21 protein-coding genes and 1 pseudogene are annotated in these 22736 nt (G+C 72.8%); 11 read left to right on the forward strand and 11 right to left on the reverse strand.

Translation table 11 applies throughout. The annotated features are described in order from the left end of the window. Nucleotides 1-22 precede the first annotated feature (22 nt). A complete protein-coding gene (locus tag OG429_RS12560; protein WP_328925400.1) occupies nucleotides 23-3355 on the reverse strand; it encodes an AfsR/SARP family transcriptional regulator in 3333 nt (1110 codons plus the stop codon). A gap of 73 nt (nucleotides 3356-3428) precedes the next feature. Between OG429_RS12560 and OG429_RS12565 the strand changes: the two genes are divergently transcribed. Further along, nucleotides 3429-4226, forward strand: a complete 798-nt coding sequence (locus OG429_RS12565; RefSeq protein WP_328925401.1) for a site-2 protease family protein — start codon at nucleotides 3429-3431, stop codon at nucleotides 4224-4226. On the opposite strand, the gene OG429_RS12570 is transcribed toward OG429_RS12565, so the two are convergent. Together OG429_RS12570 and npdG are read right to left on the reverse strand one after the other, a co-directional pair. After that, nucleotides 4223-4414, reverse strand: coding sequence for a hypothetical protein (locus OG429_RS12570; RefSeq protein ID WP_328925402.1), 192 nt, complete (start codon nucleotides 4412-4414; stop codon nucleotides 4223-4225). The two genes, OG429_RS12565 and OG429_RS12570, sit on opposite strands and share 4 nt — an antisense overlap. Nucleotides 4415-4509: 95 nt before the next feature. Continuing rightward, on the reverse strand, nucleotides 4510-5214 hold the full coding sequence (gene npdG, locus OG429_RS12575) for an NADPH-dependent F420 reductase (RefSeq protein ID WP_328925403.1): 705 nt from the start codon (nucleotides 5212-5214) through the stop codon (nucleotides 4510-4512). Between the two features lie 86 nt (nucleotides 5215-5300). Here npdG and OG429_RS12580 point away from each other — a divergent pair, with 86 nt between their 5' ends. After that, nucleotides 5301-5987, forward strand: a complete 687-nt coding sequence (locus OG429_RS12580; RefSeq protein WP_328925404.1) for a hypothetical protein — start codon at nucleotides 5301-5303, stop codon at nucleotides 5985-5987. A gap of 27 nt (nucleotides 5988-6014) precedes the next feature. On the opposite strand, the gene OG429_RS12585 is transcribed toward OG429_RS12580, so the two are convergent. Beyond that, nucleotides 6015-6251 (reverse strand): hypothetical protein, encoded by a 237-nt coding sequence (locus OG429_RS12585; protein WP_328925405.1) that lies wholly within the window; start codon nucleotides 6249-6251, stop codon nucleotides 6015-6017. A 72-nt stretch (nucleotides 6252-6323) separates the two neighbouring features. On the opposite strand from OG429_RS12585, the gene map reads away from it, so the two are divergent. Next, on the forward strand, nucleotides 6324-7181 hold the full coding sequence (gene map / locus OG429_RS12590; RefSeq protein ID WP_328925406.1) for a type I methionyl aminopeptidase: 858 nt from the start codon (nucleotides 6324-6326) through the stop codon (nucleotides 7179-7181). Nucleotides 7182-7323: 142 nt separating this feature from the next. Next, nucleotides 7324-7971, forward strand: coding sequence for a biliverdin-producing heme oxygenase (locus OG429_RS12595; protein ID WP_328925407.1), 648 nt, complete (start codon nucleotides 7324-7326; stop codon nucleotides 7969-7971). A 7-nt stretch (nucleotides 7972-7978) separates the two neighbouring features. Here the strand turns inward: OG429_RS12595 and OG429_RS12600 are convergent, their stop codons facing one another. The 3 genes and pseudogenes from OG429_RS12600 to OG429_RS12615 all read right to left on the reverse strand — a co-directional run bounded on the left by OG429_RS12600 (nucleotide 7979) and on the right by OG429_RS12615 (nucleotide 10978). Further along, on the reverse strand, nucleotides 7979-8659 hold the full coding sequence (locus OG429_RS12600) for a PhzF family phenazine biosynthesis protein (protein WP_328930252.1): 681 nt from the start codon (nucleotides 8657-8659) through the stop codon (nucleotides 7979-7981). Between the two features lie 40 nt (nucleotides 8660-8699). Beyond that, nucleotides 8700-9519 (reverse strand): annotated as a pseudogene (locus OG429_RS41425) (HtaA domain-containing protein). Between the two features lie 79 nt (nucleotides 9520-9598). Then, a complete protein-coding gene (locus OG429_RS12615; RefSeq protein WP_328925409.1) occupies nucleotides 9599-10978 on the reverse strand; it encodes an HtaA domain-containing protein in 1380 nt (459 codons plus the stop codon). Nucleotides 10979-11115: 137 nt separating this feature from the next. On the opposite strand from OG429_RS12615, the gene OG429_RS12620 reads away from it, so the two are divergent. The 6 genes from OG429_RS12620 to efeU all read left to right on the forward strand — a co-directional run bounded on the left by OG429_RS12620 (nucleotide 11116) and on the right by efeU (nucleotide 17644). After that, complete coding sequence (locus OG429_RS12620; protein ID WP_328925410.1) at nucleotides 11116-12132, forward strand: heme/hemin ABC transporter substrate-binding protein; 1017 nt, start codon at nucleotides 11116-11118, stop codon at nucleotides 12130-12132. 1 nt (nucleotide 12133) lies between these two features. Beyond that, nucleotides 12134-13231, forward strand: coding sequence for a FecCD family ABC transporter permease (locus OG429_RS12625; protein WP_328925411.1), 1098 nt, complete (start codon nucleotides 12134-12136; stop codon nucleotides 13229-13231). Continuing rightward, nucleotides 13228-14118 carry a heme ABC transporter ATP-binding protein gene (locus OG429_RS12630; RefSeq protein WP_328925412.1) on the forward strand — a complete coding sequence of 297 codons (891 nt, stop codon included), beginning with the start codon at nucleotides 13228-13230 and terminating at the stop codon, nucleotides 14116-14118. The genes OG429_RS12625 and OG429_RS12630 overlap by 4 nt, the downstream gene beginning before the upstream one ends. Before the next feature lie 177 nt (nucleotides 14119-14295). Continuing rightward, on the forward strand, nucleotides 14296-15450 hold the full coding sequence (gene efeO, locus OG429_RS12635) for an iron uptake system protein EfeO (RefSeq protein WP_328925413.1): 1155 nt from the start codon (nucleotides 14296-14298) through the stop codon (nucleotides 15448-15450). Between the two features lie 31 nt (nucleotides 15451-15481). Then, nucleotides 15482-16771: an iron uptake transporter deferrochelatase/peroxidase subunit gene (gene efeB / locus OG429_RS12640; protein ID WP_328925414.1), complete on the forward strand. Its 1290-nt coding sequence runs from the start codon at nucleotides 15482-15484 to the stop codon at nucleotides 16769-16771. A 24-nt stretch (nucleotides 16772-16795) separates the two neighbouring features. Beyond that, nucleotides 16796-17644 (forward strand): iron uptake transporter permease EfeU, encoded by an 849-nt coding sequence (efeU, locus tag OG429_RS12645; protein ID WP_328925415.1) that lies wholly within the window; start codon nucleotides 16796-16798, stop codon nucleotides 17642-17644. Nucleotides 17645-17695: 51 nt separating this feature from the next. On the opposite strand, the gene OG429_RS12650 is transcribed toward efeU, so the two are convergent. The 3 genes from OG429_RS12650 to OG429_RS12660 are packed head-to-tail and all read right to left on the reverse strand — an operon-like array spanning nucleotide 17696 to nucleotide 19937. Continuing rightward, on the reverse strand, nucleotides 17696-18259 hold the full coding sequence (locus OG429_RS12650) for a GNAT family N-acetyltransferase (protein ID WP_328925416.1): 564 nt from the start codon (nucleotides 18257-18259) through the stop codon (nucleotides 17696-17698). Next, a complete protein-coding gene (locus tag OG429_RS12655; protein WP_328925417.1) occupies nucleotides 18259-19122 on the reverse strand; it encodes a PhzF family phenazine biosynthesis protein in 864 nt (287 codons plus the stop codon). Before OG429_RS12655 ends, OG429_RS12650 begins: the two co-directional genes overlap by 1 nt. A 44-nt stretch (nucleotides 19123-19166) precedes the next feature. Further along, a complete protein-coding gene (locus OG429_RS12660) occupies nucleotides 19167-19937 on the reverse strand; it encodes an SDR family oxidoreductase (RefSeq protein ID WP_328925418.1) in 771 nt (256 codons plus the stop codon). 108 nt (nucleotides 19938-20045) lie between these two features. Here OG429_RS12660 and OG429_RS12665 point away from each other — a divergent pair, with 108 nt between their 5' ends. After that, nucleotides 20046-21353: a multidrug effflux MFS transporter gene (locus tag OG429_RS12665; RefSeq protein ID WP_328925419.1), complete on the forward strand. Its 1308-nt coding sequence runs from the start codon at nucleotides 20046-20048 to the stop codon at nucleotides 21351-21353. 172 nt (nucleotides 21354-21525) lie between these two features. On the opposite strand, the gene OG429_RS12670 is transcribed toward OG429_RS12665, so the two are convergent. Then, nucleotides 21526-22608: an IS630 family transposase gene (locus tag OG429_RS12670; protein ID WP_328930254.1), complete on the reverse strand. Its 1083-nt coding sequence runs from the start codon at nucleotides 22606-22608 to the stop codon at nucleotides 21526-21528. Between the last annotated feature and the right edge of the window lie 128 nt (nucleotides 22609-22736).

Genomic DNA, 22736 nt, shown 5'->3' on the forward strand with positions numbered 1-22736 from the left:
CGGACACCGGCCGGGGGCCGGGTCAGATGAGGGCGGTGGCCTCCTCCAGGGTGAGGCCACCGCCTTCGGCGTACGCGCTCTCGTAGGCGGCGTCACCCAGCGCCGCCCGTGCCAGCTCCTGCCCGCGGGCGAAGTCCTCACGTTCCGTCGTCACCGGGAAGTGCGCGGGCGGCAGCAGCGCGGCGTAGGCGCCCAGCAGCCGGGCCGCGTCGCACTCCCGGCGCGGGCCGCCGAGCGAGACCAGTGAGAAGGCCGCGGTCAGCAGGTAGACCGCCGGCATCTGCGGGGCCACCATGCGCGCCATCGGGTCGGTGGCCGTCTCCATGGCATGGCGCAGCCTGCCCAGGGCCTCCTCGTACAGCCCCTGCCGGTTGTCCAGCCAGGCCATCGTGCCGAGCAGGAAGCTGTCGAAGATGGCGAACGCTCCGAAGGCGAACTCGTCGCGCAGGGCCTGGAGCTGGGCGCGGGCCTCGGGGATCCGTCCCGTGCGGCCGAGGATGCCCGCGAGGAACATCCGGGCGGCGGGCATGGCCTCGTTGCCGTACCGCTGCGCCTCGGCGGTGATCTCGGTGAGGATCTGCTCGGCGTCCTCGATCCGGCCGTCCTCGGTCAGTGTCCCGGCCATCCGTACGCGCAGCACCGTCACCTGGGCCATGGCGCCGAGGCGTTCGGCGTAGGCGATCGCCTCGCGGTAGTCGCGGGCGGACAGGGCGTACTCACCGCGTTTCTCCCGGGCCTCGGCGCGGGCGGACAGCGCCTCGGCGCAGCCCCAGGCGTCGCCGAGTTCCCGGAAGAGGGCGAAGCTCTCGTCGGCGTCGCGGGTGGCGTCGCCCGCCCAGTCGGCCCTGTTGGCGAGGATGTTGGCGCGGAGCTGGAGGGCCGAGGCGAGCTCCCAGCGGTAGCCGAGGTCGCGGGCCGCGACGACGGTCTCGTCGACGGCCCGCTGGAGCAGGCCGGGGTCGCCCGCGATCATGACGGCGTAGATCCACAGCGCGCCCGGTGTCCGGCAGGTCTGCGGAAGGCCGGGCCGGTAGGTCGCGAGCACGGCGTCGACCCGGGCGCGGGCCTCCGGGCTGTTCCAGGTTTCGCTGTTCTGGTCCCGGGCGGCCAGCTGGAGCAGGTGGAGGGCGCGCCAGGCCTCGGTGAGCAGTTCGCCGCTGTAGGGCGGGGGCGTGTCGACGAGCCGCTCGTACACCGGCTCCGCGGGGACGACGGGCGGCGCGAAGGGGTCGGGGCCGAGCGTGATGGCCGCGTCGCACCAGTGCCGGGCCTCGGAGCGCAGGTCGTGCATGTGCCAGTACCAGCCCAGGGAGTGGGTGAGGCACAGCACTTCGCCGACGTCGCGGGCGGTGACGGCATGGCGCAGGGCCGTACGGAGGTTCTCGTACTCGGTGGCGAGCCGGTCGGCGGCCGCGCGCTGGCCGTGGCCGCGGAGCAGCGGCTCGGTGGTGCGGGCGAGTTCGCGGTAGTGGACGAGGTGGCGGCGTTCGGTGGCCTCCCGGTCGCCGTCGGCCTCGGCGAGGCGCTCGGCGGCGTACTCGCCGACCGTCTCCAGCAGGCGGTAGCGCATGCCGGAGCCGTCGGGGCCGGGGGCGGCCACGACGAGGGACTTGTCGACGAGGGAGCCGAGCGTGTCGGCGACGTCGAGGCCGCCTTCGGCGCACACCGTCTCGGCGGCGGCCAGGTCGCAGCCGCCCGCGAAGACGGACAGCCGGCGCAGGACGACGCGCTCGGGCTCGTCGAGCAGGTCCCAGGACCAGTCGACGACGGCCCGCAGGGTCTGCTGCCGGGGCAGCAGGGTGCGGCTGCCGCCGGTCAGGAGCCGGAAGCGGTCGTCGAGCCGGTCGGCGATCTGACGCGGGGTGAGCAGCCGCAGCCGGGCGGCGGCCAGCTCGATGGCCAGCGGCATTCCGTCCAGCCGGCGGCAGATCTCGGCGGCCGCGGCCGGGTCTTCGGTCACGGTGAAACCGGCGCGGGCCGCGGCGCCGCGGTCGTCGAGGAGCCGCAGCGCGACCGCGTCGGGCAGCGGCTCCACCGGGCGCAGCATCTCCCCCGGTACGCCGAGGGGCTCGCGGCTGGTGGCCATGATCCGGACGCCGGGGCAGTGGGTGAGGAGCCGTTCGGCGAGCTCGGCGGCGGCGCCGATGACGTGCTCGCAGTTGTCGAGCAGCAGCAGGAGCCTTCGGCGGGCGCAGTGTTCGGCCAGGCGGTCGAGGGGGTCGTCCCCGGCGCGGTCGGTGAGTACCCGCATCTCCTCGGCGGCGGCGCCGCGCAGCTTGGTCTCGCGCGCGCCGAGCGCGGCGAGCGCGGCCTCGGCCACGTCCTCGGGGTCGTCGACGGGGGCGAGCTCGACGAGCCACACCCCGTCGGGCCAGCCGTCCGCGTCCTGTGCCTCGGCGGCCTCCTGGGACAGCCGGGTCTTGCCGGCTCCGCCGGGTCCGAGCAGCGTGACGAGCCGGGCCCGGGCGAGGTCGGCGCCGATGGCGCGGATGTCGTCCTCGCGCCCGACGAAGGTGGTGAGCCGGGCCCGCAGGTTGCCCTGCCCGGGCTGGGCCGGAGCCGGCGACCGGGGCTGGACTCCCGGCCGGGAGACGGCGGTTTCGGGCGCGGCCGCGGGTACGGATTCGGCGTCGGGTGCGGGGTTCAGGAGCTCGGCGTGCAGGGCGCGCAGGGCCGGGCCCGGGTCCGTGCCCAGGCGGGCGGCGAGGTCCAGGCGGACGGTGTCGTACGCGGCCAGGGCCTCCGCCGGGCGGCCCGCGTCGCGCAGGGCCCGGATGCGCAGGGCCTGCAGGGGCTCGTCCAGCGGCTGTCGGGCGCACAGCGCGGTCAGCTCGGGCAGCGCCTGCTCCGCCCCGCCCAGGGCCAGGGCCGCGGCGAGCCGGCCCCGGCGCGCGTCGCCCCGTACGGCGTCCCAGCGCGCGGACTCCGCGGCCGGGTCGGGGAGGTCCGCCAGGGCCGGCCCGCGCCACAGGGCGAGGGCCTCGTCGTACAGGGCCGCGGCCTTGGCCGCCTCGCCCGCCTCCAGGGCCTCGCCCCCGGCGCGGGCCAGCCGCTCGAAGCGGTACAGGTCGATGTCCTCGCGGTCGGCGGCCAGCAGGTAGCCGCCCTCCGCGGAACGCACGGCCTCGCGCCCCAGCGCCCGCCGCAACCGCCCGACCAGCGCCTGCAGGGCGGCCACCGCGTCGGCCGGCGGATCGCCGTCCCACACCTCGTCGACCAGCAGGTGCGCCGGGACCGCCCGCCCGGGGCGCAGCGCGAGCCCGGTCAGCAGCGCCCGCAGGCGCGCTCCGCCGACGGCGACGGGGGTCCCGTCGTCACGTATGGCCTGGGTAGTGCCGAGAATCGCGTAACGCACCGGCCCATTGTCCCCGGATCCGTGCCCGGCCCCGACCCCATTTGTGTCAGGGCCCCGGGATAGGTTTCGCCGCATGGGTCATCAGGGCAGCCGCGACGAGCGGCGCATCAGTTCCGTATTCCTCGGCATCGCGGCCGTCATGGCGGTCACCGGCTGGGCCGTGTGGACGGGGTACTCGACGAGCACCGGGCTCGCCGTGTTCCTCTTCGTGACCTCCGCGTGGGTCGTCTCCCTGTGCCTGCACGAGTACGCGCACGCCCGGACCGCCCTGCACGGCGGCGACCTGACGGTGGGCGCCAAGGGCTATCTGACGCTGAATCCCCTGAAGTACACGCACGCGCTGCTCAGCATCGTCCTGCCGGTGATCTTCGTGATCCTCGGCGGGCTGGGCCTGCCCGGCGGCGCGGTGTACATCGAACTCGACCGCGTCCAGGGCCGCTGGAAGCACAGCCTGATCTCGGCGGCGGGCCCGCTGACCAATGTGGCCTTCGCCCTGGTGTGCACGGCCCCGTTCTGGCTGGACGCCCTTGACGGCGTCCCGCCGGCGTTCCGCTTCGCCCTCGCCTTCCTCGCCCTGCTCCAGGTCTCGGCGGCGATCCTGAACTTCCTGCCGGTGCCGGGCCTCGACGGCTACGGGGTGATCGAGCCGTGGCTGTCGTACCGGGTGCGCCGCGAGGCGGCGCCGCTGGCGCCGTTCGGCCTGATCGCGGTCTTCGCGCTGCTGTGGATCCCGGAGGTCAACACGTTCTTCTTCGACGCGGTGAGCGGTGTGCTGTCCGGGCTCGGCGTGTCGGACCTGGACACCTACTGCGGCCGCGACCTCTACCGCTTCTGGGTGGAGACCGACGGCTTCTGCCAGGTCCCGTCCTAGTTGGCGCCGCGCGCGGCGGCGGCCTTCTCGGCCTTCGCCTTGCGGATGTAGTACCAGGCCATGTTGGACGTGAGGCCGGCCAGCAGCACCCAGACGATCCCGATGAAGCTGCCCTCCACGAAGGCTACGACGGCCGCGGCCACCGCGAGAACGCAGACGACAACGGCGAAGACGGCAAGGCGGGGCATGGGAAGAGCTCCTCGGGAACACTGAACGGGGTCGAGCCCCTCCAGTGTCCCCCATGCCCCGCAGTGGTCCCGTAAGGACGGCCGGGCGTCCTCGCTCAGACGTCCGTGACGCGCAGGCCCGCGTGGGCCTTGTAGCGGCGGTTGGTCGAGATCAGGTTGGCCACCAGGGATTCGACCTGGTGGGCGTTGCGAAGGCGGCCCGCGAAGACGCCTCGCATGCCCGGGATGCGGGCGGCCAGGGCCTGGACGGTGTCCGTGTCCGCGCGGGACTCACCGAGGACCATCACGTCGGTGTCGATCTCGTCGATCGACTCGTCCTGGAGGAGGACCGCCGAGAGGTGGTGGAAGGCGGCCGTGACGCGGGAGTCCGGGAGCAGGGCCGCGGCCTGCTGGGCCGCGCTGCCCTCCTCGACCTGGAGGGCGTAGGCGCCCTGCTTGTCGAAGCCCAGCGGGTTGACGCAGTCCACCACGAGCTTGCCCGCGAGGTCCTCGCGCAGCGCTTCGAGGGTCTTGGCGTGGCCCTCCCACGGCACGGCGATGATCACGATGTCACTGCGCCGCGCGCACTCGGCGTTGTCCGCGCCCTCCACGCCGAGGCCCAGTTCCTCCGCGGCGGTGTGCGCGCGGTCGGCGGCGCGGGAGCCGATGATCACCTTCTGGCCGGCCCGGGCGAGCCGGTATGCCAGGCCGCGGCCCTGGTCGCCGGTGCCGCCGAGGACGCCGACGACGAGGCCGGAGACGTCCGGGAGGTCCCAGGGGTCCTTGGCCGGCGGCTTCTGCGTGCTGTCTGAGGAAGTCATGGGGGCGAGCGTACTGCCGAGTACCGCAGAGCCGAAGAGGAGGGAAGTGCTCCCGTTTGTCCCGTGCGTGGTGCAGGATGCCCGTCATGGATGCCGTGAGAGTCGCGCTGCTGCGCGAGGTCCTCGCCGGTACGCAGTGGCCGGGAGCGGCGCGCCGCTTCGCCGGCTCGCTGCGGCGCTCGGTCGAACCGGGCGGCGGGAGCCTGCTGCTGGTGGGGACCGAGCAGTACGAGCCCTGGCACCTGGCGGCGCACCTGGTGGACGAGGCCGCCTGGTCCGGGCTGCCGGAGCTGGCGCCCACCCTCGTACGCCACCGCGTGCTGCCCGGGGAGCCGCCGCACCTGTCGGTGGGCCTGAGCCGGCTGGAGGCGGCCCGGCGCGGGCACGCACTGCTGGTGGTGGCGCCGGAGAAGCCCGGCGAGGGGCTGCTGGAGCGGGTGCACGACGCCCGGCGCGCGGGGGCGACCGTACTGTCCCTGGACGGCGGGGACCCGGATCTGGGCACGCTCGCGCACGACACCCTCTCGGTGGCGGAGGGCTGCGCGGTGGGGGCGCCTCCCTGGGGGTCCCCCCGGATGGGGGCACCCCCAGCAGTAGCTGGGGGAGAGTCCGGGGGAGGTAGCTGGGGGATGGATCTGGACACCCTGCAGCACCTGGTCAGCGCGGCGGCCGGGGAGAACAGCCTGCCGGCGCGGCGCGGGCCGCGCCGCTTCCGGGACCGGCTGGCGCGGCTGGCCGATCAGCTGACCGCCCCGCCGCCCAGCCGCTGGTAGGAGCCTCAGGCCCGGCGGCCTGCCGCCCTACGCGGTCGTGCCCTCGTCGTCCTCGCGGGTCTTGTCGTTCCACTTGGGGTCCGTCTGCCATTCGAGGTTGCGTTCCTCGGCCGTCTGCATCGCGTGGGCCGCCTCCTCGGGGGTCCCGTACGGACCGAACCGGTCCTTGGCGGGGCACTCGGGGCCTTCCTCGACCTTCTTGTGGACCAGGCAGTAGTACCACTCGCCCGGTTTGCCCACCTGGCGCTTCTTGAACAGGGCCATCGCTGTCGGGCTCCTCTCGATACCGGTCTCTGCCGCCATGCTGCCCCATCCCGCCTGGATACACTCGCTTGCATGTCTGGCCAGTCGCTGCTCGTACCAGGCGAGCTTTCTCCCGTCCGTTCCGTTCCCGGAAACATCCGCCGGCCCGAGTACGTGGGCAAGCCCGCGCCCACTCCGTACACCGGACCGGAGGTGCAGTCGGCCGAGACCATCGAGGCCATGCGCATCGCCGGCCGGATCGCCGCCCAGGCGATGGAAGAGGCCGCCAAGCTGATCGCTCCGGGGGTGACCACCGACGAACTCGACCGGGTCGCCCACGCGTACATGTGCGACCACGGCGCCTACCCCTCGACGCTCGGCTACCGGGGCTTCCCGAAGTCGCTGTGCTCCTCGGTCAACGAGGTCATCTGCCACGGCATCCCCGACTCCACCGTCCTGCGCGACGGCGACATCGTGAACCTCGACGTCACCGCGTACATCGGCGGGGTGCACGGTGACAACAACGCCACCTACCTGTGCGGGGAGGTGGACGAGGAGTCGCGGCTGCTGGTGGAGCGCACCCGCGAGGCCCTGAACCGGGCCGTCAAGGCCGTCAAGCCGGGCCGCCAGATCAACATCATCGGCCGGGTCATCGAGTCGTACGCGAAGCGTTTCGGCTACGGCGTGGTCCGGGACTTCACCGGCCACGGCATCAACTCGTCCTTCCACTCCGGCCTGATCATCCCGCACTACGACAGCCCGCACGCCACCACCGTCATCGAACCCGGGATGACCTTCACCATCGAACCGATGCTGACCCTGGGCACCCACGAGTACGACATGTGGGCGGACGGCTGGACGGTCGTCACGAAGGACCGCAAGCGCACCGCGCAGTTCGAGCACACGCTGGTGGTCACCGACACCGGCGCGGAGATCCTCACCTTGCCGTAGGCACCTCGCTGCAGGCGCTCCGGCGCAGGTGACTTTTTACCGACAGGGCGTCGGGAACCCATTGACTTAGGCATACCTAAGTAGGAAGATCGGACGTGGCGGCCGTGCCGCCACGTCTTCTTCTCTTCCCTGGAGGTCCGTCTTGGACGCCTTCTCTACGGTCATCCGCGTCGCTTCGCACGAGCAGCACACCGAGGCCGAGACGTCGACCTTCATGAGCGACCTGCTGGGCGGGCGGCTCGGGGTGGACGCGTACACGCGCTACACCGAGCAGCTGTGGTTCGTGTACCGGGCCCTGGAGGACGCGGCCGACTCGCTCAAGGACGACCCGGTGGCCGGCCCGTTCATCCGGCCCGAGCTGATGCGCGTCGCAGAGATCGAGCGCGACCTCGCGCACCTGCTGGGGCCCGGCTGGCGCGGACGCGTGGCGGCGCTGCCCGCGACCGAGGCCTACGCCGCCCGGGTGACCCGGTGCGCGGCCGAGTGGCCGGGCGGTTACGTCGCCCACCACTACACCCGCTACCTCGGCGACCTCTCCGGCGGCCAGATCATCCGCGACAAGGCGGAGCGCACCTGGGGCTTCGAACGCAAGGGCGACGGCGTCCGCTTCTACGTCTTCGCGGACATCTCCAACCCGGCGGCCTTCAAGCGGACCTACCGCGAGCTGCTGGACGCGATCGCCGCGGACGACCTGGAGAAGCAGCGCATCATCGACGAGTGCAAGCGCGCCTTCGACTTCAACGGCGCGGTCTTCCGCGAGCTGGGCGAGCGCTTCCCGCTCTCCGCCTAAGCGACGCTTAGCCCCCGACGCCGACGCCGATGCCGCTTCCGCTGCGGCCACCGATGCCGCCCGGGGCGAAGCGGACGCGGCCGCCGATCTCGACCGTGCCGTCGGGGCCGGGGGCGGTGAGGATCTGGGAGCCGGCGCCCTGGGTGATGTTCAGGGCGCGGTTCAGCTGGGCCGTCAGCAGGATCGCCGCCGAGCCTGTGGCCTCGTCCTCGGCGATGACCCCGTCGGCGCGGCGCGGGAAGCCGCGGGCCCGGACCCGTCCCGCGGCCTCGTCCTCCCAGGCCCACGCGTACAGCCAGCCCTCGCCCGGCGGCGGCGCCGGCAGCGCCTCGACGTCGGCGGGGCTCGCGTACTGCTCGGTGCGCTTGCCCTCGACCCACTCGGGGCGGGCCGTGATCCAGGTGAACTCCCCGTCGTCACGCGCCCATACGGATCCGGCCGGCGGCTGGAGCTCCTCGATGTCCAGCAGCCACGCGACCCCGACCAGCGGATGTCCCGCGAAGGACATCCGCGTGCCGGGCGTGCGGATGTCGACGACCCCGCGCTCGGGGTCGTCGACGAACACCGTCTCGCTGTAGCCGAGTTCGGCGGCCAGCGCCTGCCGCGACGCGTCGTCGGGGCAGGTCCGGCCGTCGCGGACGACACCGAGCAGGTTGCCGTACCGGCCGTCACCCGCGCAGAAGACCATCAAGACGTCGAGATCGTTCACGCGGGCATTCAAACACGGCTCAGCGCAGGTCCGTACGCCGCCTGCGCGCGAGGTACACCGCGCCCGCGCCGGCCGCGACCGCCGCGCCGGAGGCGCCGAGCAGGGCCGTGGCCGGGATTTCCGCGCCGGTGGCGGCGAGGCTGCCGCCGACGGTGGCCGCGGTGAGGCCCGTGCCGCCGGTGCCGCCGGTACCGGTCACCGGGAGCGTGGCGTCCTTGTCCACGGCCACGGAGAGGGTCAGCGGGTCGATCGCGTCCCCCGCCTTGTACAGGGAGCCGGTGGTGTCGTTGGCGAAGGAGGCCGCGCCCTCGGCGGTGAAGGCCGCCGGTATCGAACGCAGCGCCAGCACACCGCCGTTGGTCCTGTAGTCGCTCTTCGACAGGTCGAGCGTGGCGAAGGGAACGGCCGCCTTGGTGCCGGCGGTTGATGACGTCCGCGGTGAGCTTCTTCGTGCCGGTGTCGATACGGAAGTCCGAGAGCTTGACCTCGAAGCCGTGGCCGGCGGGCGGGGCGGGCGAGGAGAAGGTGACGCTTCCCTTGAAGGCCGCCTTCACCACGTGGCCGGCGGCCGGTTCGTACTGACCGGTCGGCTCGCCGAACCGCAGGCTGCCGTCCTCGTTCTGCTTGGCGCCGTCCGCCACGGTGATGGAGCCCTTGGCCATGCCGGTCACGTAGGCGCGGTAACTGGCGAGCACCCCCCAGTCGAGGGTGCCGCCGACGATCTTCATCGGTGGGACGGCCGGTGCGGCAGTGGCCGGCACGGCCAGGGCGGTGGCGCCGAGAGCGGCGGCGGTGAGGACTGCGGCCGCGGCGGCGACCGGACGGCGGAGGGACGACATCGCTGAGAACTCCTGGGCAGAGGAAGGGGGAAGAAGGGAAGAGGGGAGGAAGGAAGGGACGGGAAGGGCGGCCGCGCCGCTACGGGGCTTCGGCCGACGCGCGGCGCCCCCGGACCACGAGGAAGGCCGCACCGCCGGCCAGGACCAGTACGGCCACGGCCAGCGAGACGTACAGCCCGGTGTGCGAGGACTCCGAGGCCGCCTGCTGGGCGAGCAGCGGCGCGGACGACGGCGGCGTGGGCGTGGCCGCGGAGCCCAGGTCCGGCAGGGCCGGGAGGTTCGCGGTGGGGTCGAGGGCGACGGCGAGCGAGACGGGGTCCATCCCGGTGCCCGCCTTGTACATCGAGCCGAAGGCCTGGGAGCCGCCCTCGGTGAGGGTGGCGGGGGCTTCGGCGAGGGTGGCGAGCCCGCCCTCGGTCTTCAGGGACGCGGCGTCGAACTCCACCAGCGCGACGGCGTTCTTCGTCCCGTCGCCGGTGGTGACGTCGGCGGACAGCACGCCCTTGCCGTTCTCCACCGTGACCGCCACCTTGCCGAGCTTCAGGTCCAGGTGGGCGCCGGTGAAGTGGACCGTGCCGGCGAAGGCCGCATCCAGGGTGCCCTTCGCGCCGTCGTACGTGCCCTTGCCCTGCGGGAAGCGGAAGAGCGCGCCGCCGTCCTGGGCGCCCTCGGCGAGGGTCCACGCGCCCTGGCCGACCGAGCCGGTGACGTACTCGCGGAAAGTACGGCGCACCCCCCAGTCGACGGCGGCGTCGGTGAAGGCGCCCGGCGCCCGCGGGGTCCCGGCGGCCGTGGTGTCCGGCTGCGCGGTCGGCTGCTGCTGCGAAGGATCCGCCGCCGGTGCGGCCTTGACGTCGGCGGACAGCGAGACCGGGTCGAGCTGCGCGCCCGCCGCGTAGTAGCCGGCGAAGGCCTGAGCGCCCTGCTCGGTGAGGGTGGCCGGGAGGTTGGTGAGGGTGAGCGGGCTCGCGCCGCCCTTCATGTCGACGCCGCCGAGGCCGAGGGTGGCGAAGGGCACCTGGGACCGGCTGCTGACCTCGCCGGTGTCCTTCGCCTTGCTGGAGACGTCCACGTACAGAGTGCCCTTGCCGGCGCTGATCCTGACGGTGGGCCGGCTCACCGTCATGTCCAGCTCGTGGACGCCGTCGGGCTTCTGGTGGCCCTGGAAGGTCACCCCGCCCGAGTAGGAGGCCTCGAAGGCGCCGGAGGCGGGGTCGTAGGAGCCGGTCGCCGAGTGGAAGCGGAAGAGGCTGCCGCCGACCGTGGCGGCGCCGCCCTTCAGCTTGAAACCGCCTTTCGCCACCGGGCCGGTGACGTAACTCTGGAAGGACGATTTGACGCCCCAGTCCAGTCGGCCGCCCTGCACGGTGCCCGCCCGGGCGGCGGTGGCCGGGAGCAGGGCGCCCAGCAGGGCCGCCAACAGGGCGACGGCGAACGCGCGGACGGGTCTTGCCGACATGAATGTCCCCTCCAGGGCTGGCGAAGTAAGGTTAGGCTAACCTAAGTTATTGCCGGGTGGGTGAGGAACCCCCCGGTCTCCGGAACCTCTCCGGAACCTCTCCGAAACCCCAGTCGGACGATCAGGACGGTGCCTTCGTGCCTACGCCCGCCGCGTCACACCGCTTTCCCCGTCTCGCTCCCGCCGTGGCAGCACTGGCCCTGGCACTCGCGCTGACGGGCTGCGGAGGTACGGCCACCACCCCGGGCCCATCCGCCCGGACCGCCGCCGCGGACCGGGTGGAACCGCTCGCCCCGGCGCCGCTGCCCGCACTGCCGGTGACCGTGCCCTCGGCGGACGGGACCCAGGTGAGCGTCACTTCGGCGGACCGGGTCGTCCCGCTGACCGGCAGCCTCAGCGAGATCGTCCACACGCTCGGCCTCGGCGGGCAGGTCGTGGCCCGGGACATCACCGCCACCTTCGAACAGGCCGCGCACCTGCCGGTGGTGACCCGCGGCCACGACGTCTCCGCCGAGAGCGTGCTCTCGCTGCGGCCGACGCTGGTGCTGGCGGAGACCACCAGCGGTCCCGCCGAGGCGGTTCAGCAGATCCGCGACGCGGGCATCCCGGTGCTGGTCGTGGCCCCGGCCAAGTCCCTGGACGACGTGCCGAAGCGGATCGCGGCGGTGGCCGCCGCGCTCGGCGTCGAGGAGGCCGGGGAACGCCTGAACCGGCGCACGGCCGACCGGATCGCCGCCGCCCGCAAGGACGTTCCGGCCGGCTCCGGGACAAAGCCCCGGGTGGCCTTCCTCTACCTGCGCGGCACCGCCTCCGTCTACCTGCTGGGCGGTTCAGACTCCGGGGCCGCCTCGCTGCTGGAGGCGGCGGGCGCGGTCGACACCGGCAAGGAGTCCGGGCTCGGCAAGGACTTCACCCCGATCACCAGTGAGGCCCTGGCGGGCGCCGCCCCCGACGCGATCCTGGTGATGTCCAAGGGCCTCGAATCGGTCGGCGGCGTCGACGGCCTGGTGAAGATCCCGGGCGTCACCCAGACCCCGGCCGGCATGGACCGCCGGGTGGTCACGATCGACGACGGCGTCCTGCTGGGCTACGGCCCGCGCACGGACCAGGTGCTCGCCTCCCTGGTCGCCCAGCTCTACGGCAAGGGCGCCTGAGATGCCGACAGCCACCCCCGGCGCCACGGCCGGCGCGACGACGGCCGATCCCGCCGCAGCCGAACGGCCCCGCCGCCGCACGGCGTTCGCGCTCACCGCCGCGCTGGTCGCCTGCCTCATCCTCCTCGCCCTGCTCTCCGCGGGAGTCGGCGCCTATCGGATCCCGCTCGGGGACGTACTCACCTCCGTCCAGCACCGCGCGGGCCTCGGCGGGGCGCCGCTCGACCGGGTCGGGGAGAGCGTGCTGTGGAACGTACGGCTGCCCCGCGTCGTGCTCGCGCTGCTCGTCGGCGGCAGCCTCGGCTGCGCGGGCGCCCTCATGCAGGGCGTGTTCGGCAATCCGCTCGCCGAGCCCGGCGTCATCGGGATCTCGGCCGGCGCGGCCGTCGGCGCGGTCGCCGCCATCGGGCTCGGGCTCAGCTTCCTCGGCGACTGGACGGTCACGGTCTGCGCGTTCGCCGCCGGCCTGATCACCGTCGGCTCCGTCTACTTCCTCTCCCGCGACGGCGGCCGGACCGAGGTCGTCACCCTCATCCTCACCGGCATCGCCGTCAACGCCTTCGCCGGCGCCCTCATCGGCCTGTTCGTCTTCCTCGCGGACAGCGGCCAGGTCAACCAGATCACCTTCTGGCAGCTCGGCTCCCTCGCCCAGGCCACCTGGCCCAAGGTGCTCGCCGTACTCCCCTGTGCCGCCGCGGGCCTGCTGATCGCCCCCTTCCACTCCCGCCGGCTCGACCTGCTCGCACTCGGCGAACGGCCCGCCCGCCACCTCGGGATCGACGTCGAGCGGCTGCGCCTGGCCGTCATCCTGGTCGTGGCGCTGCTCACCGCCGCCGCGGTCGCCGTGGCCGGCGTCATCACCTTCGTCGGACTGCTCGTCCCGCACCTGCTGCGCATGGCGGGCGGCCCCGGCCACCGCTTCCTGGTGCCCGGCAGCGCCCTCGCCGGGGCCGTCGTCCTGGTCGCGGGCGATCTGGCCGCCCGTACCGTCGCCCAGCCCGCCGAACTGCCGCTCGGCGTACTGACCGCGCTGCTCGGCAGCCCGTTCTTCTTCTGGCTGCTGCGCCGCACCCGCCGCAGGCAAGGAGGCTGGGCATGACCGGCGCACCGACCGGGCTGCTCTCCCGCAGCAGGCGCACCGTCCCGGCCCGGCCCGCCCCCGGCGCGGCCTTCGCCGAAGCCGTGGGACTGCGGGTCCGGCTCGGGCCGCGCGAGGTCCTCGCCGGCATCGACCTGACCGCCCGGGCCGGGGAGGTACTGGCCCTGGTGGGCCCGAACGGCGCGGGCAAGTCCACCCTGTTGGCAGCCCTCGCCGCCGACCTCCCCGCCGCCTCCGGAGAGGTACGGGTCGACGGCCGCGCGGTGGGCGACTGGAGCGCCCCCGATCTGGCGCTGCGCCGCTCGGTACTCCCCCAGTCGACCGAACTGTCCTTCCCGTTTCCCGTGGAGGACGTCGTACGGATGGGCCGCGCGCCCTGGGCCGGCACCCCCCTCGCCGACGCGGACGAGGAAGCGGTGGCCGCCGCCATGGCCGCCACCGAGGTCACCGGCTTCGCGGCGCGCCCCTTCTCCGCCCTCTCCGGCGGCGAGCGGGCCCGGGTCGCACTGGCCCGCGTACTGGCCCAGCGGGCCCCGCTGCTGCTGCTCGACGAGCCGACCGCCGCGCTCGACCTGCGCCACCAGGAACTCGTGCTGCGGATCTGCCGGGAGCGGGCCGCCGCCGGGGACGCGGTGGTGGTCGTCCTGCACGACCTGGGGCTGGCCGCCGCCTACGCGGACCGGGCCGCCGTCCTGCACGACGGGCGGATCGCCGCGGACGGACCGCCGGCCGGGGTGTTCGAGGACGGACTGCTCAGCCGCGTCTACCGGCAGCCGGTGGAAGTCATTCCGCATCCGCGCACCGGGACCCCGCTGGTGGTGCCCGTACGCGAGGTGGCGCGACGTTCGGCAGTACGGAACGGTCGCCCCGACTTGACTTGCGCTTGACCCGGCCTTGGGGCTGTCGTGAATCGTCCGTGACGGCCCCGTGTCCGCCGCCGGAAGGTGAGAGCTGAATCACTGCACGAGTGGGTATGGGTCAGGTAAGCCTCGGTTAAGTTAGGTCCGCCTCACTGGCCTCTCCCCCTTGGGACGGCCCACACGTCCGACGCCCAGGAGCCCCCTATGCGCCCCGCCCGCCTCACCGTCATCGCCGCCGCTTCCGTGGCAGCAGCCTTGACCGCCGTCACCGGCTGCTCCCAGAAGAGCGACGCGGGCGGCGACGGCGCGATCAAGGTGGCCGCCTCCGACAGCGCCTGCGAGGTGTCGAAGACGGAGTTCCCGGCGGGCAAGGTCCAGATCGACATCGAGAACAAGGGCTCCAAGGTCACCGAGGTCTACGTCCTCTTCCCGGACGCCCGCATCGTGACCGAGCGCGAGAACATCGGCCCCGGCACCAAGGCCTCCATCACCGCCGAGATCAAGGCGGGCGAGTACGAGGTCGTCTGCAAGCCCGGTATGAAGGGCGACGGCATCACCCAGAAGGTCAAGGCCACCGGCAAGGGCGCCGCCGCGGAGAAGCGCAGCCCCGAGGCCGACGCCGCGGTCGCCGCCTACCGCGCCTACGTGGTCGCGCAGGCCGAGGAGACCCTCCCCAAGGCGCAGGCCTTCGCGGACGCGGTCAAGGCCAGCGACCTCGAGGCCGCGAAGAAGGCGTACGCGCCCTCCCGCATCGGCTGGGAGCGCACCGAGCCGGTCGCCGAGTCCTTCGGTGACATCGACCCGAAGGTCGACGTCCGCGAGGACGGCCTGGAGGCCGGCCAGGACCCCGCGAAGGACTGGACGGGCTGGCACCGCCTGGAGAAGTCCCTGTGGGCCGACAACAAGATCGACGACGGTGACAAGAAGCTCGCCGACACCCTGATCACGGACCTGACCGACTGGCAGAAGAGGGTCGGCCAGGCGGAGATCACCCCCTCCTCGATCGCCAACGGCGCCAAGGAGCTCCTCGACGAGGTCGCCAGCGGCAAGGTCACGGGCGAGGAGGAGCGCTACTCCCACACCGACCTGGTCGACTTCAAGGCCAACGTCGAGGGCGCGGAGAAGGCGTACGAGGTCCTGAAGGCGATCGCCGCGAAGAACGACCCGGAGCTCGTCAAGCAGCTGGACACCCAGTTCGCCGCGATGAACACGCTGCTGGACAAGTACCGCGCCGACAAGGCCTCCTACGACTTCACCGCGTACGACAAGGTCACCGAGGCGGAGCGCAAGGAGCTCTCGGACGGCGTCAGCGCCCTCGGCGAGCCGCTCTCCAAGCTCGCCGCAGCGGTCACGAAGTAACGGTCAGGGACGAAGGAGGCGGGAGAACACGATGTCCGAGTCGGAATCGGCGGCGCAGCAGCAGCCGGAACAGCAGGACGCCGTCGAGTCGGCGGCCGCGCCCTCGCGGCGCGCCGTCCTGGGCTGGGGCGGTGCCGGGCTCGCGCTCGGCGCGGCCGCGGCCGGCGGTGCGGTGGCTGCCTTCGGCAGCGGGCCGGACCTGGTCTCGGCCTCCGCCGCCGGAGCGGCCGTGCCGTTCCACGGCGAGCACCAGGCCGGTATCGCCAGCGCCGTGCAGGACCGTCTGCACTTCGCGGCCTTCGACGTGAAGACGAAGGACCGCGAGGAGCTGATCAAGCTCCTCAAGGAGTGGACCGAGGCGGCCCGCCGCATGACGGCCGGCCTGCCGGTCGGCGAGGGCGGTTTCGGCGGCCTCCCCGAGGCTCCGCCGGACGACACCGGCGAGGCGCTCGGCCTGAAGGCCTCCCGCCTGACCCTGACCATCGGTTTCGGGCCGGGCCTGTTCGCCAAGAACCGGTTCGGACTGGAGGGCAAGCGCCCCGACGCGCTGGTCGACCTGGAGCTGTTCCCGGGCGACAACCTGGACGCGGCCCGCTCCGGCGGCGACCTCTGCGTCCAGGCCTGCGCCGACGACCCGCAGGTCGCCGTGCACGCGATCCGCCAGCTGGCCCGCATCGGCTTCGGCAAGACCGTGGTGCGCTGGTCGCAGCTGGGCTTCGGCAAGACCTCGTCGACCACGCCCGATGAGCAGACCCCGCGCAACATGATGGGCTTCAAGGACGGCACCCGGAACATCTCGGGCACCGACAAGGCGGCCCTGGAGAAGCACGTGTGGGTCGGCGCGGGCGACGGCAGCGAGTGGCTGACCGGCGGCTCGTACCTGGTGGCCCGCCGGATCCGGATGAACATCGAGATCTGGGACCGCACGCCCCTGCAGGAGCAGGAGGACATCTTCGGCCGCGACAAGGGCGAGGGCGCCCCGGTCGGCAAGTCCAAGGAGCGCGACGAGCCGTTCCTGAAGGCGATGAAGCCGGAGGCGCACGTCCGCCTCGCGCACCCGGACAGCAACAACGGTGCGACGATCCTGCGCCGCGGCTACTCCTTCACGGACGGCTCGGACGGTCTGGGCCGCCTCGACGCGGGCCTGTTCTTCCTCGCCTACCAGCGCGACGTCCGCAAGGGCTTCATCCCGATCCAGCGCCAGCTGGCGAAGTCCGACGTCCTCAACGAATACATCCAGCACGTGGGTTCGGCGATCTTCGCCGTCCCGCCGGGCGTCCGCGACAAGGACGACTGGTGGGGCCGGGCACTGTTCGCGTAAGCCAGTCGGAGAGAAGGAACCGCCGTGTTCGGCAACTATCTGATCGGCCTGCGCGAGGGGCTGGAGGCCAGCCTGGTCGTCTGCATCCTCGTCGCGTACCTGGTGAAGACCGAGCGCCGGGACGCCCTGCGTCCCGTGTGGCTCGGCATCGGGATCGCCTGCGCGCTCTCGCTCACCTTCGGCGCGATGCTCGAATTCGGCACCCAGGAGCTGACCTTCGAGGCGCAGGAGCTGCTCGGCGGCAGCCTGTCCATCATCTCGGTGGGCCTGGTGACCTGGATGGTCTTCTGGATGAAGCGCACCGCGCGGCATCTGAAGGCCGAGCTGCACGGCAAGCTCGACACGGCGCTCGCCATGGGCACCGGCGCGCTGGTCGCCACCGCCTTCCTGGCCGTCGGCCGTGAGGGCCTGGAGACCGCGCTCTTCGTGTGGGCGTCCGTACGCGCCAGCGGCGAGGGCTCTTCGGCGCCGCTGATCGGTGTGCTGCTGGGCATCGCGACGGCGATCGTGCTGGGCTACCTGTTCTACCGGGGCGCCCTCAAGATCAACCTGGCGAAGTTCTTCAAGTGGACCGGCGCCATGCTGGTGGTCGTGGCCGCGGGCGTGCTCGCCTACGGGGTCCACGACCTCCAGGAGGCCCGCTTCCTCGGCGGCCTCGGCGACAAGGCCTTCGACATCAGCGCCACCATCCCGCCGGACAGCTGGTACGGGACGCTCCTCAAGGGCGTCTTCAACTTCCAGCCGGACCCCACCGTCGTCCAGCTCACGGTGTGGGCGCTGTACCTGGTGCCCGTGCTGGCGCTGTTCTTCTTCGACCGTGGCCGCCCGGCTGCCCCGAAGGCGCAGCCCGCGGACGCCGCGCAGGCCGGCTGACCGGCGAGGTATGACCGGCCGACAGGCTGTGGTGACGGGCTCGCGCGCCGGTCACCACAGCCTGTCGGTGTTCCCGGGGTGCAGCGGGACGCGGACACCGGTGAAGGCGGCCCGGTCCCGCTCCGGGGTGTCCGTGAAGAAGGCCGCCACCACCTCCTTGTCGAAGCCCGGCTCGTCGGTGGCCAGCGGCTCCGCGGGGGTGCCGCCGACCAGGACCGTGCCGGGCAGCCGCGTGAAGCCGGCCGCCTCGTAGAACGGCGTCAGCGGCCGGTCGCAGCTGAACAGCGCCAGGTCGACGGCCGGGTCCGCCGCCAGCCCGGCGCGGGCCGCCGCGACCAGCCGGCCGCCGAGCCCGCGGCCGCGCAGCGCGGGCCGTGTCACGACCGCGCTCAGCCCGGCCGCGCGGTACGTGCGGCCCGCGACCTCGATCTCCTTGTACAGCAGCGCCAGCGAGGCGGCCACCGCGCCGTCACCGTCGACGAGCAGCAGGGCGCGCGGCGCCAGGGCCGGGTCGTGCCCGGGTGAAGCGCCCGGCCAGGCCGCCGCCTCCAGGGCCGCGACCTGGCCGCCGAGCTCTGCCGGGAGCGCGGCGACCTCGTACGCCAGCACCCTCATCAGGGGATCCGCACGCCCGTACCGCCGACGCGGACCCGCGGGTCCCCGGCGCGCAGCTCCACCGTGAGCTCCCCCGGCCGGCCCATGTCCGCGCCCTGGTGGAGGGTGAGCACCGCGTCCTCGGGGACCAGCCCGAGCTCGCGCGCGTACGCGCCGAAGGCGGCCGCGGCGGCCCCGGTCGCGGGGTCCTCGACGACTCCGCCGACCGGGAAGGGGTCCCGTACGTGGAACTCCGCCGGTCCGGCCCGGTGCACCAGCTGCACGGTGGTCAGGTCGAGGCGCCGCATCAGGGCCTCCAGGCGGGCGAAGTCGTACGCGAGGTCCGCGAGCCGGGCCCGGGTGGCGGCGCCGAGCACCAGGTGCCGGTTCCCGGCGTAGGCGATCCGGGGCGGGAACGCCGGGTCCAGGTCCGCCTCCGGCCAGTCCAGCGCGGCCAGCGCCTCGGCGAGGTCGGCCGGGGCGATGTCCTCGACGTGCGGCTCCACGCTGGTCAGCGTGGCCCGCAGCAGCCCGTCCTCGGCGGTGACGGAGACCGGGACCGTCCCCGCCCGCGTCGCGAGGACCAGGTCCCCGGGGCCGATCCGCTCCGCCAGCGCCACGGCGGTGGCCACGGTGGCGTGCCCGCAGAAGGGCACCTCCGCCTTCGGGCTGAAGTACCGCACGGTGAACGCCCGCCCGGGCTCGCCGCCGAGCCCCTCGGGCGGGGCCGTCAGGAAGGCCGTCTCGCTGTAGCCCAGCCCGGCGGCGATCTCCAGCATCCCGGCGTCGTCCAGCCCGGCGGCGTCGAGCACGACCCCGGCGGGGTTGCCGCCTTCCGGGTCCGGGGAGAAGGCGGTGTAGCGCAGTACTTCGGTGTCGGTCATGCGGTCATGATCGTCACCCCGCCCGGCTCTGGCAACGGGGTTGTTCAGCCGCGCCCGATGTACGGCATGGCCGTCGCCATCACCGTCGCGAACTGTACGTTCGCCTCCAGTGGGAGCTCCGCCATGTGGAGCACGGTGCGAGCCACGTCCGCGGCGTCCATCACCGGTTCGACCGCCAGCTGCCCGTTGGCCTGGAGGATGCCGGTCTGCATCCGCTCGGTCATCTCGGTCGCCGCGTTGCCGATGTCGATCTGGCCGCAGGCGATCCGGTACGGCCGCCCGTCCAGCGACAGGGACTTGGTCAGGCCCGTCATCGCGTGCTTGGTCGCGGTGTAGGCGACGGAGTTCGGGCGCGGCACGTGCGCCGAGATGGAGCCGTTGTTGATGATGCGGCCGCCCTGCGGGTCCTGCCGCTTCATCTGCCGGAAGGCGGCCTGCGCGCACAGGAAGGCGCCGGTCAGGTTGACGTCCACCACCGAGCGCCAGGCCTCGTAGGTGATGTCCTCCAGCGGGACGCCGCCCGGGCCGAAGGCGCCCGCGTTGTTGAAGAGCAGGTCGAGGCGCCCGTACCGGTCTCGTACGGCCTCGAACAGAGCATTGACCTCGTCCGGATCGCTGACGTCCGTCCGGACGCACAGGACGTCCGCGTTTCCGGCGGACTGCGCCGCCGCGGCGGCCGTCTCCTCCAAGGGCCCGGTCCGGCGGCCCGCCAACGCCACGGCCCAGCCGGCCGCGGCCAGGGTCAGGGCCACGGAACGGCCGATCCCGGAGCCGGCCCCGGTCACCACGGCGATCTTCTCGGCACTTTCGCTCATGGGCCCGCAGGCTACGTCACACAGGGCTGCGGGCCCCGGACGTTCCGATAGCTGAGAACATGGGTCGGTCAGGGGTGCATGAATCAGATAAGAGGACTGGAGTCCCGCATGTCGGAGAGAGCCCCCGCGACGGCACCCACACCCGAGCCGTCACCCGAATCGCCCTCCGCCTCCACCGCCGTCGCACCCCTGACGGCCGCACGCCGCACCGGGCTGCTCGTCACCTTCGTACTCGGCGGGCTCACCGCCCTGCCCCCGCTGTCCATGGACATGTACCTCCCGGCCCTGCCGCAGGTCACCAGCGTCCTGCACAGCCCGGCCGCGACCGTCCAGCTCACCCTCACCGCCTGCCTCGCCGGCATGGCGCTGGGCCAGCTCGTCATCGGCCCGATGAGCGACAAGTGGGGGCGCCGCCGGCCCCTGCTCGTCGGCATGACCGTCTACGTCCTGGCCACCGCGATATGCGCCCTCGCGCCGACCACCGAGCTGCTGATCGGCTTCCGCCTGCTCCAGGGCCTGGCCGGGGCGGCCGCGATCGTCATCGCCCGTGCCGTCGTACGCGACCTGTACGACGGGGTCGAGATGGCCCGCTTCTTCTCCACCCTGATGCTCATATCCGGATCCGCACCGATCATCGCCCCGCTCATCGGCGGCCAGGTGCTCCGCGTCGCCGACTGGCGCGGGGTCTTCGTCGTCCTCACCGGCGTCGGCCTCGTGCTCACGCTGACGGTCTGGCGCGGCCTCGGCGAGACCCTGCCGCCCGAACGGCGGCAGACGGGCGGCGTCGGTGCCGCGCTGCGGACCATGCGCGGGCTGCTCGGCGACCGCGTCTTCACGGGCTACACCCTGACCGGCGGCTTCGCCTTCGCGGTGCTCTTCTCGTACATCTCCGCCTCGCCCTTCGTGGTGCAGGAGATCTACGGAGCCTCGCCCCAGGCCTTCGCCCTGCTCTTCGGCCTCAACTCCGTCGGCCTGATCACCGTCGGCCAGATCAACGGCAAGCTGCTCGTCGGCCGGGTCAGCATGGACAAGACCCTGTCCGTCGGGCTCGGGATCATCACGACCGCGGCGGTGGCGCTGCTGCTGATGTCGACCGGGGTGTTCGGCGAGGTGGGGCTGACCCCGATCGCCGCCGCGCTGTTCGTGCTGATGTCGGCGATGGGCGTGGTGCTGCCGAACACCAACGCGCAGGCGCTGATGCGGACCCCGCACGCGGCGGGATCGGCCTCCGCGCTCCTCGGCACGTCGTCGTTCCTGGTCGGTGCGGTCGCCTCGCCGCTGGTCGGGATCGCGGGCGAGGACACGGCGGTGCCGATGGCGCTGGTCCAGCTGGTGTGCGCGCTGCTGTCGGTGGGCTGCTTCCTGGGCCTGTGCCGGCCCTGGCAGAACCGCGACCCGCTGGCGTCCGCCGCCTAGGGCGTGTTTCGAAAGTAGCGCCGGGCGCCCGAAGGGCGCGGCCTGCGGCGTCTGGTGCCGTGCATCGCAAGGCGGAGGGGCGCCCGAGTACTGGACGTACTTGGGCGCCCCGACAACGCGGCGAGGTGCGGTGCCAGACGCCGCAGGCCAGGCGGGACTTTCGAAACACGCCCTAGTCTTCTGAGTCGGGAATTCTGTTCAGATAGCTGGCGAGGCGTTCGAGGATCTCGTCTGCGGTCTTGGTCCAGACGTAGGGCTTGGGGTCGGTGTTCCAGGCGGCGATCCAGTCACGGATGTCCTTCTCGAGGGCCTGGACTGACTTGTGGACGCCTCGCCGTATCTGCTTGTTGGTGAGTTCGGCGAACCATCGCTCGACCAGGTTCAGCCAGGACGACCCGGTCGGGGTGAAGTGCAGGTGGAACCGGGGGTGGCCGAGCAGCCACTTCTTGATGTCCGGGGTCTTGTGGGTGGCGTAGTTGTCGCAGATCAGATGGACGTCCAGGCCTGCCGGCACTTCCTTGTCGAGCTTGACCAGGAACTTCTTGAACTCCTCGGCCCGATGGCGGCGGTGCAGGGAGCCGATCACCTTGCCGGTGGCCACGTTGAGTGCGGCGAACAGGGTGGTCGTGCCGGCCCGGACGTAGTCGTGCGTTGACCGCTCCGGGACCCCGGGCATCATCGGCAGCACCGGCTGGGACCGGTCCAGGGCCTGGATCTGCGACTTCTCGTCCACGCAGAACACCAGCGCCCGCTCGGGCGGGTCCAGATAGAGGCCGACGACATCGTGGACCTTGTCGACGAAGTACGGGTCGGTCGACAGCTTGAAGGTCTCCGAGCGGTGCGGCTGCAGGCCGAACGCCCGCCAGATCCGTGAGACCGAGGACTGGGACAGGCCCATTTCCTTCGCCATCGACCGCGTCGACCAGTGCGTCGCGTTCTTCGGCTTGGACTCCAAGGTCCTGGTGACCACCGCGGCAACCTGCCCGTCCGTCACCGATCTGGGGCCGCCGGAACGCGGCATGTCTCCCAGGCCCGCGATCCGGTACTGCACGAAACGGGCCCGCCAACGGCCGACCGCCTGAGGCGTTGATCCGAGACGGACGGCCACGTCCTTGTTCGAGACACCCTCGGCGCAGGCCAGGATGATCCGGCACCGCAAAGCCCACGCCTGCGGCGTGGAACGACGCCGCACCCACCCCTCCAGTGCGACCCGTTCCTCGTCCGACAGCGTCAACTCGGCCTTCGGCCGCCCCATCCGCGCCATAGGCCAACCCTACACATCTGAACAGAACTCAAGACTCAGAACACTAGGGCTCTCGGCCGGGGGCCTGCCGGTCCGGGCCGCTTCGGTCCGTACCCGGACGGGGCCACGCCGCCCGGCGC

Source organism: Streptomyces sp. NBC_00190, from assembly GCF_036203305.1.
Classification (GTDB): domain Bacteria; phylum Actinomycetota; class Actinomycetes; order Streptomycetales; family Streptomycetaceae; genus Streptomyces.

Excerpts from the sequence above, each read along its gene's own strand:
- npdG (WP_328925403.1), bottom strand. The coding sequence starts at position 5,214 with ATGACTTCCTCAGACAGCACGCAGAAGCCGCCGGCCAAGGACCCCTGG.
- map (WP_328925406.1), top strand. The coding sequence starts at position 6,324 with ATGTCTGGCCAGTCGCTGCTCGTACCAGGCGAGCTTTCTCCCGTCCGT.
- OG429_RS12660 (WP_328925418.1), bottom strand. The coding sequence starts at position 19,937 with ATGAGCGAAAGTGCCGAGAAGATCGCCGTGGTGACCGGGGCCGGCTCC.
- OG429_RS12580 (WP_328925404.1), top strand. The coding sequence starts at position 5,301 with ATGGATGCCGTGAGAGTCGCGCTGCTGCGCGAGGTCCTCGCCGGTACG.
- OG429_RS12650 (WP_328925416.1), bottom strand. The coding sequence starts at position 18,259 with ATGAGGGTGCTGGCGTACGAGGTCGCCGCGCTCCCGGCAGAGCTCGGC.
- OG429_RS12625 (WP_328925411.1), top strand. The coding sequence starts at position 12,134 with ATGCCGACAGCCACCCCCGGCGCCACGGCCGGCGCGACGACGGCCGAT.
- efeB (WP_328925414.1), top strand. The coding sequence starts at position 15,482 with ATGTCCGAGTCGGAATCGGCGGCGCAGCAGCAGCCGGAACAGCAGGAC.
- efeO (WP_328925413.1), top strand. The coding sequence starts at position 14,296 with ATGCGCCCCGCCCGCCTCACCGTCATCGCCGCCGCTTCCGTGGCAGCA.
- OG429_RS12670 (WP_328930254.1), bottom strand. The coding sequence starts at position 22,608 with ATGGGGCGGCCGAAGGCCGAGTTGACGCTGTCGGACGAGGAACGGGTC.
- OG429_RS12570 (WP_328925402.1), bottom strand. The coding sequence starts at position 4,414 with ATGCCCCGCCTTGCCGTCTTCGCCGTTGTCGTCTGCGTTCTCGCGGTG.
- OG429_RS12665 (WP_328925419.1), top strand. The coding sequence starts at position 20,046 with ATGTCGGAGAGAGCCCCCGCGACGGCACCCACACCCGAGCCGTCACCC.
- OG429_RS12585 (WP_328925405.1), bottom strand. The coding sequence starts at position 6,251 with ATGGCCCTGTTCAAGAAGCGCCAGGTGGGCAAACCGGGCGAGTGGTAC.
- OG429_RS12615 (WP_328925409.1), bottom strand. The coding sequence starts at position 10,978 with ATGTCGGCAAGACCCGTCCGCGCGTTCGCCGTCGCCCTGTTGGCGGCC.
- OG429_RS12630 (WP_328925412.1), top strand. The coding sequence starts at position 13,228 with ATGACCGGCGCACCGACCGGGCTGCTCTCCCGCAGCAGGCGCACCGTC.
- OG429_RS12600 (WP_328930252.1), bottom strand. The coding sequence starts at position 8,659 with ATGGTCTTCTGCGCGGGTGACGGCCGGTACGGCAACCTGCTCGGTGTC.
- OG429_RS12565 (WP_328925401.1), top strand. The coding sequence starts at position 3,429 with ATGGGTCATCAGGGCAGCCGCGACGAGCGGCGCATCAGTTCCGTATTC.
- OG429_RS12655 (WP_328925417.1), bottom strand. The coding sequence starts at position 19,122 with ATGACCGACACCGAAGTACTGCGCTACACCGCCTTCTCCCCGGACCCG.